The sequence below is a fragment of the Vulcanococcus sp. genome, assembly GCF_044369115.1.
GTDB lineage: Bacteria > Cyanobacteriota > Cyanobacteriia > PCC-6307 > Cyanobiaceae > Vulcanococcus.
Map to the genome: position 1 here is coordinate 1 of NZ_JBIPMN010000044.1, position 15,561 is coordinate 15,561.

Consider the following 15,561-nt stretch of genomic DNA (forward strand, 5'->3'; position numbering starts at 1 on the left):
TGGCCGGCTACCCCAACGGCACCTACCGCGGCAGCCGTGCGATGACCCGCTTTGAAGCGGCCGCCCTGCTGAACGCCTGCCTCGATCGGATCACCGAAGTGACCGACGAGCTCAAGCGCCTGATGAAGGAGTTCGAAAAGGAACTCGCCGTGCTCAAAGGCCGTGTGGATGGCCTCGAGGCCAAGGTTGCTGAGCTGGAAGCCACCCAGTTCTCCACCACCAGCAAGCTTTCGGGTTTGGCCACGTTTGTGGTGGGTGCGAACGCCTTCAGCGGTTCAGCCATCAACACGGGGGCCAACACCGTGAACCGTGCGCCCAATTCCATCACTGGCAAATCGCGGACACCGGTGCCCCTTCCGAATGCCGCCACGTTCAACTACGACGTGCAGCTCACCTTCGACACCAGCTTCACCGGCAAGGATTTGCTGCGCACTAATCTGCGCGCCGGCAACTTCGGGAGCAGCGTGTTTGGCGGTGATCCCCATGCACTTGCCCTCTCAGAGCTGGAAATCGCCTTTGAAGAAGATGCAGGCCCCAATATCGTGGCTATTGACAAGCTCTTCTATCAATTCCCTGTTGGCCAGTTCACCTTCACCCTGGGTGGTCGTGTTGGTCAGGAAGACATGCTCGCTCTCTGGCCGAGCGTGTATCCAGCTGACACCATCCTCAACGTGATGACGGTGAATGGCGCCCCCGCCGCCTACAGCAAGAACCTTGGCCCTGGCGCGGGTGCCTGGTGGCAGAGCGGCGGTTTCAGCATCAGCGCCAACTATGTGGCTTCGAATGGCCAGTCGGGTAATCCGTCGGTTCCCGCTGAAGATGGTGGTGGTGGACTTGGGAACAAGTTTTCCGGTGCCACTGGCAGTGTGCAGCTCGCCTATCAGCAGGAGCAGTGGGGTCTGGCAGCCATCTGGAGTTATGTGCAGCCTGAAACCCAGTTCGTTCCTGGCACAACGCCGTTTACCCACAGTGCGATTGATCACAACATCAACGCCAAAACCAATGCCCTTGGTCTGAGCGCCTACTGGCAGCCCTTGGACAGTGGTTGGTGGCCTTCAGTGAGCATTGGCTGGGGCATCAACAGTACCAGCTACAGCGTTGCACAGCCGGCAGGCAGTCTGAGCACCAGTCAGTCGTGGATGGTGGGTCTGCAGTGGACCGATGTCTTCCAGAAAGGGAACGATTTCGGCTTCGCGGTGGCCCAGCCCGTGTTTGCCACAGCGCTCACCGGTGGCGTTACACCCAACGACGGCAACTATGTGTGGGAATGGTGGTACAAGTTCCAGGTGACCGACAACATCACGGTCACGCCGGCTTTGATCTATCTGAGCCGGCCCTTGGGTGAAGCCACACCAGCGGGTGAGAGCTTCAGCCAGTTCGGCGGACTGGTAAAGACGAGCTTCCGATTCTGATCGGAAGCTCGCCGGAAAACCAGGCGTTCGGCAGCTCTCAGACGCCCCTACTGCGGGGCGTTCTGGGGAGCTGGCGATCCTGGTTGGGCAGCGGGTGTCGAAGTGGTGTGGTGCTGTTGGCCGGGGCGTGCGGGCTTGCGGTAGCTGCCTGAACCGCCGCCGCCACAGGCCAGGACGGAACCTGTTGAGGCCAGCAATGTGACAACCAGTGCCAGGCTGAGGCTGCGTAGGAGGTTCATGGAATCAGTGTTGGTGGTTGGAAGGATGACTGGGATGCTCTGGGCGTGGGATCTCAATGGCGCTTACGCTTCGGATAAGGATTGTGATGTTGTTTGGGTGGCTTCTTGCCTGTCAGCCGGTTCTTTCTGGTGAGGGAAGGTTTTAGTCGCCAGTATCAACGCGGGTTTGGCTGAGGCGAATTCTGGGGCTTTGTTGATCCTTCCTGCGTGTTTGATTGTTGGGGGTCTTGATGTTTTTTGCAGGCGAAGACGGATGACGTTGTGGTTAGCAAGACGGCAATCAGTGCCAGGCTGCAGCAACGCAAGGCGTTCATGGTTTCAGTGTTGGTGTGTAGAGGGATGACTGGGATGGTCTGAGCAGGGCATCCACAGATCGCCCATGGCATGCACGCCCTCGCAGCCCAGTGCGTGTGCTTTCTCCAGCGCCACCTGCTTGCTGGGATAAGCCATCAATTGCTCTTGGGCAGCGCCGCTGCTGTGGTGCTGATGCCCGCTGCCAGGACTCATCGTCCAGACCCCCATGGCATTGAGGCCAGCCACCACCACGCCCATTCCCACCACACAGGCATTCACCACACCCATGCCCACAACGCCAAGGCTGAGCACCCCCATCGGCACCACGCCGATACTGACCACACCCATGGGCACGACACCGATCGACACGATCCCCAAGGGGGCAATGCCGACTGCAATCAGTTTCGGCGGTTCACCGCAGCTGGCCATGATTGCTCTCAGTGTTTGTGCTGGGTGGTGCTAGAGGATTGCCCATGGGTGGTGCAGGGCATCCATTGGTTGCCCATCTGGTGGGCCCCGGTGCAGTTGAAGTGCTTCTTCGCGGCGGCCTCGGCTTCTGCCTTGGTGGCGTACAGGGCAGGCACGCCACCGGGGTTGGCCTGTGCCGCTCCAATGAACTGAATGCCCGTGGCGACCGCGATCATGCTGAACAGCTGAGGAAGCCTCCTGACGACAGGGGCCTGCAGCAAGGACATGTTGAGAACAACTTTTCTGCAAGTTAGCCCAACCCTCCAGTCTGATGGAGCTAGCGGAGTCTTTATGTCGTGAAATCGTCACCCTCCATCTCTCCTTAGGCTGAGCGCAGATTCCCGTGTCTGGAGGGTTGTGCGTGGAGGCTCCGGCTCTACGGATTGGTCAGGTCGCGCAGGCGAGCGGTTTGCCTGTGAAAACGGTGCGCTTCTACAGCGATGAAGGATTGATTCACGCTGTTTGCCGCTCTGAGGGGGGCTATCGGCTGTTCGCTCCCGCTGTGGTGGCGGAATTGGGCCTGATCCGTGCCTTACGGACGATGGACGTGCCTCTGCCTGAGCTCAAACGGATCCTCGAGGTGCGGCGACAAGGTCACTGCAACTGCAACGCTCTCAAAAGCAGCATTGAGACCCGCATCCAATCGATCGATCAGCGGCTTGCCGAGTTGTTGGCGATGAAGGCCGAACTGGCTCAATTGTTGAGCTCATGGCAGGAGTGTGGTGGCCTCAAGCACCCCTGAGCTCCTGTCGCTAGCAAGAGCGACCTCAACATCACTCGTGCGTGGGGATGGATCTCTCAGAGCCCTGTATCGAGTTGCGAGCTATGCACGCGTGGAGATGAGCTCTCTTGAGTAGATCTGCCATGCATCCTCTCGCTGAGACCGGAGTGCGAACATCACTCCAACGAGATGGATGCGGGGAGTTGTTACACAACAACCCCTGCCTCAAACGACTTCAAGGTGATCGTTTGAGGCTCAGTTTCTGAGCCTCTGGGACCGGACCAGACAACAAAAAAGCCCCGCCGAAGCAGGGCACAGAGCTTCTCGCTCAAAGTGGCTCGGGGGAGACTTGAACTCCCGACCTTGGGGTTATGAATCCCACGCTCTAACCAGCTGAGCTACCGAGCCGCGGTGGTTGGATTGTAGAGGATCGTCTGCCTGGATCCTTGTGGCGCCGGGAGTTCAGGCCCGCGCCGGTAAGAACTGAAGCGGATTCACAGCACCGCGACCGGGGGGGAGGATTTCAAAGTGCAGGTGAGGGCCGGTGCTGCGGCCGGTGCTGCCCATCTGAGAGATGACGGTGCCTTGGCTCACCACTTGGCCAACGCGCACCAGGATGCGGCTGTTGTGGGCGTAGCGGCTGCGGGATCCATCGGGGTGGCGAAGCTCCACCAAGTAGCCGTAGCCGCCGTCATCCCAACCAGCCACCACCACTTCTCCGCTGCGGGCAGCAACGATCGGAGTGCCCACGTTGTTGGCCACATCGATGCCCTTGTGCATGCGGCCCCAACGCCAGCCATAGCCGGACGTGAAGATGCCCTTGGTAGGCCAGATCCAGCCGGTATCGGCCGGTTCAGCGCCAGGATCATTGCCGAAGCCGAAATCGGGCTGGTCGGGCCAGCTCAGACCGCCTGAAGCAGTGGGCTTCAAGCCCAGAATCATCCGGCTTCGTCCAGGCGTGGAGTTTGCCACCCGAATCTGCGTGCCAGCCACCAGGCGAGCGGCTTGCAGTCCCGGGTTCAGGCGTAGCAGCTCCGCAATGCTGAGGTTGTAGCGGGTTGCGATCTTTGCCAGGTTGTCGCCCAGCCTGACGCGAGCGGGCTCTTGCGGCTCGGGCGGTGCGGCTAGCGGTGGGGAACGGCGCAGCTCACTGGTATCAATGGCGGCGAGCTGCTTGACCTTTTTGCTGCTCTGGCTGGGGAGGACAAGCCAGTCGCCGCTACGAAAGGAATGGTCTTCATTGACGTCGTTGAGCCTGGCGAGCTTGCTCTCGTCTTGAGCCAGCTTATCTGCGAGTTCTTCGATCGAGATAGCGCTGCGCACCTTCACCCAGAGGCGATCGGTGGTGGGCAGTGCTGCGATCAACTGCTCATGGGTAGCGGAGGAGGACAGGGGAGTGGGATATGGCGGACGCGAATCGGCGATCGAGGGGCCGGCAACAGTGGCTACGGCGCCGATCGCGCTTGTACTCACCAGTGTCGTGAATAAGAATTGATAAGGCTTCATGCACGATTGGCCAGAGGTCAAAGCTCAGCGGAGAAGCCAGCATCCGCGAACCGCGCTGACAGTAACGGCTTGAACACAGCGCTGCAAGTATTCGTGGTCACTCTTTTGGTTGACCAAATGAAAAAAGCCCGTGCTACCAGCCGATCTGGGCGAATCAGGCTGATCCCCCACGCGTCAGCTCCAGCTGACGGATCGCCTCGAACAGCACCACCCCCGCGGCGGTAGCGAGGTTCAAGCTGCGCACGCCGCCGCCGTGCTCAATCGCTCCAGGCATAGGAATCGCAAGGCAGGCATCCGCCTGGGCCACCAACTCAGCCGGCAAGCCGCTGGTTTCTCGGCCGAACAGCAACCAGTCGTCGGCTCGATAGCGCAGCTTGGTATAAGGCTCGCTCCCGTGGCGGCTCAGAGCCAGCAACCGACCACCTCGGCGTTGTTGCTGCTCGCGGAAGGTCATCCAATCGGCATGCCGGTGCAGATCCACCCATGGCCAATAATCCAGGCCTGCGCGCTTGAGCGTGCGGTCGCTGATTTCAAAGCCGAGGGGCTCAATCAAATGCAACTCCGTGCGGGTGGCCGCGCAGGTGCGCGCCACATTGCCGGTGTTGGGCGGGATTTCAGGCTGAAACAGCACCAGGCGGGGCATCAGTCGCTCGGCGGTACGGGGTGACCCAGCACACTCAGATTGAGCGCTTGCCCCGCCACCACCAGCCAGGCAGTGTGGCAGTGCTGCATCAGGGTTTGCTGGAGGGCTCCGAGTCGATCGCGGAACAAACCGCCAATGGCCGTGGGGGGCACGACGCCCCAGCCCGTTTCTTCAACAACCAACAGCACAGGGCCTTCTTGCTGGGCGAGGGCCTCCACCAGCTGCTCACATCGGTTGTGCCACTGCAGCGTTGTGTCCTCGAGATGCCAGGCCACCCAAGTGCCCAGCGAATCGATCAACAGCAAAACGGGTGTGGTGCCAGGGGCAGTGGCGCGCAGATCGTCCACCAACTGGCCTCCCACCTCGCGGCAGCGCCAGTGATCCGGCCGCCTGCACTGATGCGCCTGCACCCGCTCAGACCAACTGGGATCGCTGCCTGATGCCGGTCCTGTGGCCAGGTAGTCCACGGGGCCGGCCCATCCCTGGGCCAAGTGCTCGGCCCAGCTGCTCTTGCCCCCGCGGCTGGGTCCGCTGATCAGGATCAGACCGCGAGGTGGCAGTTGAACTGAGGCTTGCTCAACCACCATCCATGCCGCGCAGGGTGGCAACGGCAGAGGGAGAGACGCGGTTGAGGTAGCGGAAGATCCAGTACTTGAAGATCGTGGCCAGCACCACCGGGAAGGTGGCGATGAACAAGAGGATGAAGTTCTCCTCCGCCGGCAGACCCAAGTGGTGGGCGATGCCATCGAGCAGCACCGTCCAGCCTTCAGGACTGTGGAAGCCCACAAAGATGTCGGTGAACAGGATGATCGCGAAGGCTTTCGCGCTATCGCTAAGGCCATACACGGCTTCATCGAGGAATCCCCGCAGCACCTGCAGATCGCGCCGGCCGAGCACACACACCAGCGTGAAGCCCACCAGGGCTGCCAGGTCGGCCAGCACGTTTTTGGTGGCTTCCAGGCTCTCGTCATCCGCGTCCTGTTTGAGCTGATTGGCGCGAGCCATCAGGGCCGTTTGGATCTCCTCGGGTGAAGGAGGAGCTTTGCCTTCCAACAAGGCTTCAAATTCGAGTTCCTGCTGGTAGATGCGCAGCTTGTTCACCGCCTTTTCCTGCAGGTGCGGCTTCGTGTAGCTGAGGAAGGGAATGTCCGGTGCGAAACGATCCAGCAGCGGTGAGATCACCAGCGTGCGGCTGGTTTGTTGCACGATCAATGGCACCAGGATCATCAGCAGGAAGATCCGCAGCGACACCAGCGTGGAGCTGCGCCGGCGGCGAAAGCCCTCCAACAAAGCCGTTTCAGCCTCGGGATCCAGCTGCCGGCGCACCCCATCGAATACGCCCAGCAGGCTGCGAGGCAGCAACTCAGGCGCGCGCGACAGGCTGGTGGAGCCACTGCGGCGCTGATAGCGCGACGCCACCGATTGGATCAGCTGCAGCTGTCGCAGCTCCTGACTGTCGAGCTCGCCGCGGCGGTTCTGCAGGGTGGGCAGGTTCTCCTGGCACACCTCAAGCGCAGCCCGGAAGCGGCGCAACATCTGCGCCTGGGCCTGCTTGGGAATGCTCAGCTGCAACTCTGGGCGAACAGGGCGGTCGTTGTAGTACTCGAGCTCCAGGCTCTGAATCAGCAACGCAGCCTCGTAGGCCCGCTCCAGATTCAGACTCAGATCGCTGGTGGTGGCGCGGTCAAACGCGCCCATCCAATCGGTCAACCCCATAGCTGCTTCAGCGGGAGAAGACCCACCAGGTGATCATCGGCACCAGTGTGCCAACCACGAGCAACACGACAACCCACAGGAAGGCATTGCTCGACTGGGTTTCCTCACGGGTGGGGATGTTGGTTTCGATCGGCATGCGCTCCGCCAGTTGCGGCGGGCCGGGATCTTCGCCGCCATTGAGCACCACAGCCAGACGATCCAGGGCATCAACGCTGGCCTGGCGGTAGCGGGCACCCTCACGTAGGGGCAGCCCCATCGTGCTGATCGCTGTGCTCGAGAGCAGTTCGCCGGGCAACTGACCCTCGAGATCGGGGGAGGCCACCACGGCGGCGCTGTTGTTCTGCGATTCGATCAACAGCAAGAGCAGGGAGCGATCCGGTTCATCGGCGCTCCAGCGCTCCATCAGCTGCTCACCCAGGGCATCGAGGCTCAGCCCGTAATCGAGGCGGCGCAGGGTGACCAGGCGGGCATCGATGTGGTCACCGCCGAACTCCTGCAGGCGGCGATCCAGTTCGGTGTCTGCAGCGCGGCTGAGCAGATCGGCCTGATCGATCACGTGGCTGGCCGGAGGCTGCCCTGGAAAGTCGGCCGCACCGGTAGCCCCAGCCGCCGCTGGAAGGGCAAGGCAGGCAAACAGCAGCGCTGCACTCAGCAGTACTGCCGACAGACGCGCGCGAATCACGTGCCCCACGGATGCAGTCGGATGGTTCGACACAGTCTGCCGTCAGCCCGCCAGGCTGTCGCGGTTGAGGATGGCCACCACATCAACAATCACGCGGGCACGCTCGCTCTCCACAGCCAAAGCCTGACTAAGGGTTGCCAGGAAGGTTTGCTCGGCTGTGGATTCCACGTGGTCAGCTTGGGTGAGAGCAGCCGCCACGGCGAGAGCGGTTTCGGCGGCTTCGGGGGGCAGCAAGGGAGCCGCGTTGCTCACGAGGGCTTCCCATCCCTGCTTACGGAGCAGCTGCAGCAGGCGATCGAGCAGCTCCCCCATCGCCAGATCACTGAGCTGGCAGTAGGGCTCGCGAAATTCGAGCTGTTGGCGCAGGCTCCTGGCTTCCAGGCTGGCCAGCTCGCCATCACAGGCCACGGCCGCCAGGGCGATCGCGGCAAACGCTTCCGCTGCGGTGCTGATGGGGGAAGCGCTGAGGTTGGCCATGGCTGGTGCCGATCCGCGGGCAGTGGCTGTATTCGAGCGCTAATGCCACAGGCCTGCCAATTCCTTTGTCACCAGTTGTGAGAGGGTGCGACGACCATCTTTGCCTCTTTCGCTGCGATGGGCCTTGCCGCCCGCCTCTGTCTCAGCGCCGGTGTGGCCGGCCTCGCCTTGTGTGTGGTGAATCAGCTCACGGCGCCACAACTCACCCCGGCGCTGGAGCGGGCGGGAGTGCTGGCCAGCTTCTTGGCGGTGGGCTTGATGCTGGTGTCGATCCTCTGGACGCGTGCCGTTCCCGTTGCACCGGAGCGCGTCGAGCTCGAGGGTGAGCAGGGCTTGCGTCTTGCAGACGTTCTGCCCGAACCGTTGCGCCAGGAGCTGGCCTGGGGCAGCCAGATGTTGCTCACAGCCACACCGGCTGCCACGGTGCTGCTGTACTGGCAGGGGCGCACGTTGCTCGAGCGTGGTGTGCTGGGCGTCGGCGGTTTTGCCCCGGGAGCGATCTGCCAGCGGGCCTGGAACACCGGCAAGGCAATTGGTCTGGTGAACCTCAAGCTGTACCCAGGGCGTGATGAATTTCAGGGGCTACCAAGTGGCATTCCGGCGGTGATCGTTCAGCCGATTGGCGATCAGGGCGTGCTGCTGCTTGCAGGATGGTCTCCGCGCTGTTTCAGCCGCAGCGATGAAACCTGGCTGGAGGGCTGGAGCCTCAAGCTCAGAAGCGCACTGCAGGAGCTGAACGACCCTGCTGTTTGGCCACCTTCTGAGCCGGCGGGAGCGTGAACTGGGAGTTCACCTTGGCTCCTGGAGAACTGAACACAGCGGTGCCGTCTTTGCCGATCGAGCCCCGCAACTCGCTGGAGCGGGTGATCTGCTTGTAAGCCTGGCGGCGCAGCACAACGTCCCCTTGGGCCTGGAAAAGGCCTGTGGGCCAGTTCCATTCGCAAAAGTGGGCTGTGAGGTGCTCTGAAGGCTGACGCAGGTTGCAGCCAGCAGGAATGAACACGGTGCTGGTGGCGAGATTCACCTTGAACTGCTGCCCCTCTCCCTGCAGCTTGTTGAAAGCCCCCTGGAAGGGTTGATCGCTGCTCAGTTGTTGGTCGTTGATCAACCAGCGGGTCTGCTGCGCATTGAGCCAACCCTTGCGCTTGGGATCACGCACCTGCACCGGAGCGATCAGATCAACAAACCCATCCCGCAGGTTTCCGTTGAGCGCAGAGGCGGTGAGGTTGAGCTGGCCATCCTTGTCGCGGCGTAGGCCGCGCACCTGCTGTGGAGCCTTGAGATCACCCTGCTCAGGCTTCCAGTCCACCTGGGCCGTTTGCACGCGCAAGGGGGCGGGCTTGGCACTGGCATTGGCATTGGCCTTGGCCTTGGGATCCCACTGCTCGAGCACTGGGGAGCCGCGCAGCTCGATCAGGTCACGTTCGAGGTAGTACGTGGCCAACTGCGCGGTGATGCGCGACTGACGATCCAGCGCTGCCGGCTTGCGATCGATCAGCATCAGCGACTGGCTCGGAATCCAGCGGGCCTGTTCTCCCGTAATCCGCACAGGGTTGTTGCCCAGCAGGGTGATCTCAACAGCACCTTCCAGCTGGATGGCCTGTCCATCGCCAATCACGGTGGCGCTGGTGGCGCTGATGCGAATGTTGGCCTTGCCGTGTTTGAACACCGTGCCACGCGGTTGGCGAGCCTGGGCCACCTGACGGGTGATGTCGTAGCGGGCTTCCGGACTCTTCAGGTTCCAGGCGGGCCGCCCCTTGGCATCCTGCTGTTCGAGGTCCAGCGACTTGAACACAAATGGCTCGGAGGGCGGCGGCACCTTCGGCTTGCTGCTGACGCAGCCGCTAAGCATCAGGGCGATCGCAACCCCAGCGAGACGTTTCACGGCAATCGGATCAAAGGGGCTCGCTCAGTTCAAGGCGGGCCATCACCGGCGAAGGCTCTGGCAGCGGCGCCCCACTCTGCAGCCCGCCCCACTCCAGTTGAGACAGCCAGGCGCCATCGGGCTGAGCGGTGGCCGAGGAATCCGGGATGCTCTGGCCGAGCTGCAGCAGCATGCGCGCGCTGAGATCCGGTAGAAGCGGTGCCATCAGCAGGGCCGTGATCCGAGCGGCTTCGAGAACGGCGTAAAGGTCATCCGCCACCTGATCGCGCGTGCCGTCCTGCTTCATCCGGCTCCAGGGGGCCTGCTCGTTGAGGAAGCCGTTAGCGGCAATGGCCAACTGCAGGGAGGCTTCTGCGGCACTGCGGAACTCCAGCTCCTCCAGGCCTTGCAGCACCACCGTGCGGGCCTGGGCGGCGGCCAGGGCGAGTGGATGATCGCTGCCCATGGCCGCTGAGGCTGCGGGCACGGCGTTCTCAAACCAGCGGCGCGCCATCGAGCTGGTGCGGTTGAGCATGTTGCCGATGGTGTTCGCCAGGTCGTTGTTCACCAGATCGCTGAAGCGCTGCTTCTGAAAATCGCCGTCGTCGCCGAAAGGGATATCGCGCAGCAGATACCAACGCACCGCATCCCGCCCGCACCGCTCGAGCAGCTCCGCCGGATCGAGCACGTTGCCCAGGGATTTGCCCATCTTCTGGCCCTCGCGGGTGAGGAAGCCGTGGCCAAACACCTTCGCCGGAAGCGGCAACCCGGCTGAAAGCAGCATCGCCGGCCAGTACACGGCGTGGAAGCGCAGGATGTCCTTGCCGATCACATGCACGGAGGCAGGCCAGCCCCGGCTCAGGGCCGTTTCGAGATCGGGAAGGTCGCCCTCTTCGAGCAGGGCTGTGATGTAACCGAGCAGCGCGTCAAACCACACATAAAAGGTGTGGCCCTCATGGCCGGGCACGGGGATGCCCCAGGGCAGGTTCACGCGTGAAATCGAGAAATCACGCAGCCCCTGCTTCACGAAGTTCTCCACCTCGTTGCGGCGGCTGGCGGGCTGGACAAAACCCGGGTGGGCGATCAACGCCTCGATCTGCTCCTGATAGCGCGAGAGCCGGAAAAACAAATTGACTTCATCCCGCCACTCCAGCGGCCGCTTGTGGGTGGGGCATTCAGGGTCCTGAGCTTCGTGGGGATCGTCTTTGAATTCCTCACAGGCAACGCAGTACCAGCCCTGCTGGCGGCCTTCCACGATATCGCCGCTGGCTTCCACCCTGGAGAAGAACTGCTCCACGATCTGGCGGTGGCGCGGATCGGTGGTGCGGATCAGGCGGTTGTTGGTGATCTGCCAGCGGTCCCAGAGCTCCCGGTATTGCGCGCTCACGCCATCGCAGTGGGCCTGGGGGCTAAGCCCAGCGGCTTCCGCTGTTCGTTGGATCTTCTGCCCGTGCTCATCGCAGCCGGTGATGAACAGCACCTGCTCACCCTTGAGCCGCTGAAACCGAGCCAGGGCATCACACGCCAGCGTGGTGTAGGCGCTGCCCAGGTGCGGCTTGTCGTTGACGTAGTAGAGCGGGGTGGTGAGGGTGTAAGTCATCGAGCGGATCCTACGGAGCAGGGCCGTGGGTTTCAGCGCAGTCCTGCGAGGCTCTTTGCAGTTGCGCTCGCGAAGCCGATGACCCCAGCGATCGACGCGGTGGATGTGCTGGTGTGGGGCGGCGGTACGGGTGGCATTGCAGCAGCGATTCAGGCCGCCCGCGCTGGCGCCACCACGCTGCTGCTGACGCCCGGGAGCTGGTTGGGGGGGATGGTGAGCGCCGCCGGAGTGTGCTGCCCGGATGGCAATGAGCTCACGCCTTGGCAGACGGGGCTGTGGGGTGCCTTCCTGCGGGAACTGGAGCGCCGTGAACCCGAGGGGCTCGATCACAACTGGGTGAGCTGTTTCGGCTACCGACCCAGCACCGCCGAAGCGATCCTGCAGGACTGGGTCAAGGCCGAATCAAAACTGGTCTGGTGGCCTCGCTGCAGCCTCTTGGAGGTCGAGCGGCAGGGATCACTGATCACCGCACTGCGCATGGAGGTCGCTGGCGAGCAGCGGCGCGTGCGCTGTCAGGTGGTGATTGATGGAAGCGACCGCGGCGATCTCTTGCCCCTGGCGCAGGCGCCGTTCCGGCTGGGTTGGGAGCCACAGGAGCAGTGGGGTGAACCAAGTGCACCGACCCAACAGCGGTTGGAGAGCGAAGCCTTCTTCCGCGAGCAGCCCCTGCAATCACCCACATGGGTGGTGATGGGGCAGCTGCAGAGCGATCGGCTCGCGACCGAACCCACGAAAGGCATCGATCCGGCTGGGAAACCACCGCTGCCTCAGCCGTTTGAGCAGGCCTGTGAAGCCTTCGGGCTTGAGCGCACCCTCGCCTACGGGCGCTTACCCGGCGGGCTGGTGATGCTGAATTGGCCGCTGCACGGCAACGATTGGCATGAGGGGTTGGAGCGGGGCTTCAGCGGGACAGCGAGCCAGGAAGCAGAGCTCTACGGCGAAATGCAAGCCCAGAGCCTGCGCTTTGCCGAGGCGCTGCAAGAGGCCAGCGGGGGCTGGCTGCAGCTCGGCGACGCCTTTCCAGCGGAGGCAGGCAGCCCAGCCCCCTGGCTTGCCGCCATGCCCTACTGGCGCGAAGGCCGGCGCCTGATCGGTCGCCAGACGCTGATTGAGCAGGACTTACTACCGCAAGCCAGCGCGACCTCCGTTGCCCCCCTGCCGCTGAATGACGCCGTTGAGCTGCAGTCGATCGCGGTGGGCAACTACGCCAACGACCACCACTACCCCGGGCCTGACTGGCCCCTGGCGCCGAAAAGCTGCCGCTGGGGTGGCCGCTGGACAGGTACGCCCTTCTGCATCCCCTATGGCGCCCTGGTGAGTGAAGCCATCGACAACCTCTTGGCTGCCGATAAGGCCTTCAGCACCAGCCACATGGCAAACGGTGCCACGCGCCTGCAGCCCCTGATCCTGAACGTGGGGCAGGCGGCAGGAGCGGCAGCGGCGCTGGCTGTGCGTGTGGGCCTGCCCCCCGCTCAGCTACCCGTGCGGGAAGTTCAGAATGCCTTGATCGCAGATCCCCTGGCCCCGTCGGCTGTGGCTCCGTTGTGGGATACACCCTGGCATCACCCCCAGTGGCGTCAGCGGCAAGAGGCTGTGCTGACAAACCCACAACAGTTCGCGCATGGTCTGGCTTCTGATGGCTCAACGACTCAGGACATGCTCCCGGCGAGCCGGCTCGAACAGTTGTGGTCGGGCACGATTCAGGCGGAAGCCAACGGCGGGTTCAGCTTCATCACCAACAGCGGTATGGTGTGGCCCCTGATCACGCTCGAGCCATCGATGCACCACTGGCTGAACCAGCTGGAGGGCTGCAAGGCGGTGAAGCTGATCGCCAACGCGAACCCCTGGGGGCCCTGGCTAAGGGTGTCGCGCCTAGCTGGCTGAGGCCACCAGCCTCAGCTGATCTCGCAGGGAATCCACCTGCTGCACCCGCAGCAGCAGCGCTTCTCCGGGCTGGGCGTTCTGTGGACAGTCAGCCGCCAGGTCCATCGCCAGTTCGTCGATGCGAACCAGGCCCAGGCGGTCCTGGGGGCGGAGCCACCGCAGGAATTCAGCATGCCATTGGCCGCTCTTGTGGGCTTCAAACCACACCTGTTGCCAATGGCGCTGGTCTTCGCGGGAAATGCCGATACCCTCGCGAACAGCTCCATCGAAGCTGTTCAGCAACTCCTGGAGGCCGTCTTCGCTGAGTGGTGTGCCGCCGCTGAGCTGGGCCTGAATCTGCCGTTGCACCACCAGATCGCCATAGCGGCGAATCGGTGAAGTGGCCTGGGCGTAGGCCGGCAGTCCCAGACTGAAATGTGGAGCGGCCCGGGTTCCCATCAAACCCCGACCAAGGCAGCGCTTGATCGCAGCGAAACGCACGGCGCCATCCGGCAGTTGCTCGAGCTCTGCCTGCGGGGGCAGCTCGGCCGGCAGCTGACTGCGGAAGGGCAGGGCCAGGTTGTGCTCCACCGCAAAACGAGCCGCGATCGCACCGGCAAGGATCATGGCTTCAGCCACCATTGCCCGTGATGGGCTCGGCTCACTCACCTCCAGCACAGGCTCGCCGTCCCGGCTGCGGATGCGCCCTTCCGGCAGATCCATCAACAGTGCGCCCCTACCAACGCGCCACTCACGCCGGCGGTTGAGCAGCTGATCCAAATCAGCCAGATCGGGCTCTTCGGGCGGCGCCAGATCGATCAGATCATCGGCATCGCTGTAGCTCAGCCGGAAGGTGGGCTTAACCCAGCTGCGCACGATGCCGTAGTCGGCAATATCACCCTCAGCGTCGAGATCAACCCAGGTGCTCCAAGCCGCACTGCGAACGCCGGCGCGCAGGCTGAAGGGCCCCGTGGTGAGCTCTAAAGGGAACATCGGCAGGTTGCCGCTGGCCAGGTAGAGGCTGCTGCCGCGACGACGAGCCTCCAGATCCAGCAGCGACTCCGGCTCAACCAGGCGGCCCGGATCCGCCACGTGGATCCAGAGCAGCAGGGAGCCATCAGGGCGGCGCTCAAGCGCCAGGCCGTCGTCGATGTCGCGGGTGTCGTCGTCGTCGATGGTGACGCAGCGCTGGCACGTGAGATCGAGCCGGTCTGCATCACCAGGCAGCTCCTGTGAATTCAGCGCTACCAGACGCTTAGCTTCCGCCTCCAGCTCAGCGCTGAAGCCCAGGCTCCAGGTGGTGCCACCCATCGACACCAGGTGGTGCCGGTCCCATTGGCCCAGATCCACCAGCAGATGGCGCAGATCGCCGCGGTCGTGGCCGAGATGCAGGGCCGTAAGGCTCTGGCGCAGGGCTGGATCCAGCTGCTCGAGCTCCAGCGCACCGGCCGCCAGCTGCTTGAGCACCTCCAGCCGCCGTTGCTGCTCAGGCGATAGGGCTTCGGTCTGCAGCGGCTGACGGCCGCGCAGCAGCTGTTGCCACTGCTGCTCGCGTTGCTCAGCCAGCTGCTTGAGGCGCCGGTCGCGCCGCAGCGGCTTTAGATCGGCAGCGCTGCGGGGCTGGATCTCCCCCTGCTTAAAGCGAAACCAGAGCTGCGGACCCACCAGCTCAAGCCAGGAAACCGCGAGCTGCGCGGGCTCGGTGCCACCGCATACGAGATCAGCAAACTCGCGCAGCGCAACTGTCTCACCTGAATCCAGCAGCAGCAGCCAGGCTTCGCCCCATGCGCGACGACTGAGACAGTCTTGTTGGATGGATTCCGGCCTGAGATTCCAAGGCGAGGCCCCCAGGCGCTGCGGTGCATCGGCACCAGAGGGCAGGGGGCAAATCAGCTCTAGCTGACGCTGGGGCAACAGTGATTGTTTGGCGTCGAAGCCAATCCGCAGGCGAGCTTTGCTGCCTTGGATCGCTTCAACAACCGCGAGCTGAGCTCCGCGGGATTCCTGAACACCGACCAGGTCGCCGGGATGGAACGCCGCGGATGCCAGGAGATCAGCCCTCGGGATTCACGAAGG

15 protein-coding genes and 1 tRNA gene are annotated in these 15,561 nt (G+C 63.3%); 4 read left to right on the forward strand and 12 right to left on the reverse strand.

Annotation, left to right across the window (positions count from 1 at the left end):
* Positions 1–1,412 (forward strand): iron uptake porin (locus ACIQ2E_RS04855; RefSeq protein WP_398326984.1); only part of this gene is annotated, 1,412 nt, incomplete at its 5' end.
* A gap of 557 nt (positions 1,413–1,969) precedes the next feature.
* Here ACIQ2E_RS04855 and ACIQ2E_RS04860 read toward each other — a convergent pair.
* Positions 1,970–2,374 carry a hypothetical protein gene (locus ACIQ2E_RS04860; RefSeq protein ID WP_398326987.1) on the reverse strand — a complete coding sequence of 135 codons (405 nt, stop codon included), beginning with the start codon at positions 2,372–2,374 and terminating at the stop codon, positions 1,970–1,972.
* An 8-nt stretch (positions 2,375–2,382) separates the two neighbouring features.
* Positions 2,383–2,634: a hypothetical protein gene (locus tag ACIQ2E_RS04865; RefSeq protein WP_398326989.1), complete on the reverse strand. Its 252-nt coding sequence runs from the start codon at positions 2,632–2,634 to the stop codon at positions 2,383–2,385.
* 140 nt (positions 2,635–2,774) lie between these two features.
* Between ACIQ2E_RS04865 and ACIQ2E_RS04870 the strand changes: the two genes are divergently transcribed.
* Entirely contained in the window at positions 2,775–3,155 is a 381-nt protein-coding gene (locus ACIQ2E_RS04870) for a MerR family transcriptional regulator (RefSeq protein WP_398326992.1), read from the forward strand.
* 313 nt (positions 3,156–3,468) lie between these two features.
* Here ACIQ2E_RS04870 and ACIQ2E_RS04875 read toward each other — a convergent pair.
* The 7 genes from ACIQ2E_RS04875 to ACIQ2E_RS04905 all read right to left on the reverse strand — a co-directional run bounded on the left by ACIQ2E_RS04875 (position 3,469) and on the right by ACIQ2E_RS04905 (position 8,158).
* Positions 3,469–3,542: transfer RNA gene (locus ACIQ2E_RS04875), tRNA-Met, on the reverse strand.
* A gap of 54 nt (positions 3,543–3,596) precedes the next feature.
* Positions 3,597–4,607 carry a peptidoglycan DD-metalloendopeptidase family protein gene (locus tag ACIQ2E_RS04880; protein WP_398326995.1) on the reverse strand — a complete coding sequence of 337 codons (1,011 nt, stop codon included), beginning with the start codon at positions 4,605–4,607 and terminating at the stop codon, positions 3,597–3,599.
* 187 nt (positions 4,608–4,794) lie between these two features.
* Positions 4,795–5,283: a tRNA (cytidine(34)-2'-O)-methyltransferase gene (locus ACIQ2E_RS04885; protein ID WP_398326998.1), complete on the reverse strand. Its 489-nt coding sequence runs from the start codon at positions 5,281–5,283 to the stop codon at positions 4,795–4,797.
* Positions 5,283–5,870: a bifunctional adenosylcobinamide kinase/adenosylcobinamide-phosphate guanylyltransferase gene (locus tag ACIQ2E_RS04890; RefSeq protein WP_398327001.1), complete on the reverse strand. Its 588-nt coding sequence runs from the start codon at positions 5,868–5,870 to the stop codon at positions 5,283–5,285. Before ACIQ2E_RS04890 ends, ACIQ2E_RS04885 begins: the two co-directional genes overlap by 1 nt.
* On the reverse strand, positions 5,860–6,999 hold the full coding sequence (gene pxcA / locus ACIQ2E_RS04895; protein ID WP_296443058.1) for a proton extrusion protein PcxA: 1,140 nt from the start codon (positions 6,997–6,999) through the stop codon (positions 5,860–5,862). The genes ACIQ2E_RS04890 and pxcA overlap by 11 nt, the downstream gene beginning before the upstream one ends.
* Before the next feature lie 7 nt (positions 7,000–7,006).
* Positions 7,007–7,690 carry a photosystem II repair protein Psb32 gene (gene psb32, locus ACIQ2E_RS04900; protein WP_398327005.1) on the reverse strand — a complete coding sequence of 228 codons (684 nt, stop codon included), beginning with the start codon at positions 7,688–7,690 and terminating at the stop codon, positions 7,007–7,009.
* 33 nt (positions 7,691–7,723) lie between these two features.
* Positions 7,724–8,158: a hypothetical protein gene (locus ACIQ2E_RS04905; protein ID WP_398327008.1), complete on the reverse strand. Its 435-nt coding sequence runs from the start codon at positions 8,156–8,158 to the stop codon at positions 7,724–7,726.
* A 117-nt stretch (positions 8,159–8,275) separates the two neighbouring features.
* Between ACIQ2E_RS04905 and ACIQ2E_RS04910 the strand changes: the two genes are divergently transcribed.
* Complete coding sequence (locus ACIQ2E_RS04910) at positions 8,276–8,938, forward strand: cofactor assembly of complex C subunit B (RefSeq protein ID WP_398327011.1); 663 nt, start codon at positions 8,276–8,278, stop codon at positions 8,936–8,938.
* Here the strand turns inward: ACIQ2E_RS04910 and lptC are convergent.
* Together lptC and ACIQ2E_RS04920 are read right to left on the reverse strand one after the other, a co-directional pair.
* Positions 8,871–10,043 (reverse strand): LPS export ABC transporter periplasmic protein LptC, encoded by a 1,173-nt coding sequence (gene lptC, locus ACIQ2E_RS04915; RefSeq protein ID WP_398327014.1) that lies wholly within the window; start codon positions 10,041–10,043, stop codon positions 8,871–8,873. The two genes, ACIQ2E_RS04910 and lptC, sit on opposite strands and share 68 nt — an antisense overlap.
* A gap of 10 nt (positions 10,044–10,053) precedes the next feature.
* Positions 10,054–11,622, reverse strand: a complete 1,569-nt coding sequence (locus ACIQ2E_RS04920; RefSeq protein WP_398327017.1) for a methionine--tRNA ligase — start codon at positions 11,620–11,622, stop codon at positions 10,054–10,056.
* Between the two features lie 78 nt (positions 11,623–11,700).
* Here ACIQ2E_RS04920 and ACIQ2E_RS04925 point away from each other — a divergent pair, with 78 nt between their 5' ends.
* Complete coding sequence (locus ACIQ2E_RS04925) at positions 11,701–13,506, forward strand: FAD-dependent oxidoreductase (protein ID WP_398327020.1); 1,806 nt, start codon at positions 11,701–11,703, stop codon at positions 13,504–13,506.
* Here the strand turns inward: ACIQ2E_RS04925 and ACIQ2E_RS04930 are convergent.
* The gene (locus tag ACIQ2E_RS04930; RefSeq protein ID WP_398327023.1) at positions 13,495–15,399 is read right to left on the reverse strand and encodes a ribonuclease catalytic domain-containing protein; all 1,905 of its coding nucleotides are present in this window, start codon (positions 15,397–15,399) and stop codon (positions 13,495–13,497) included. The genes ACIQ2E_RS04925 and ACIQ2E_RS04930 overlap by 12 nt on opposite strands.
* Positions 15,400–15,561: the final 162 nt, after the last annotated feature.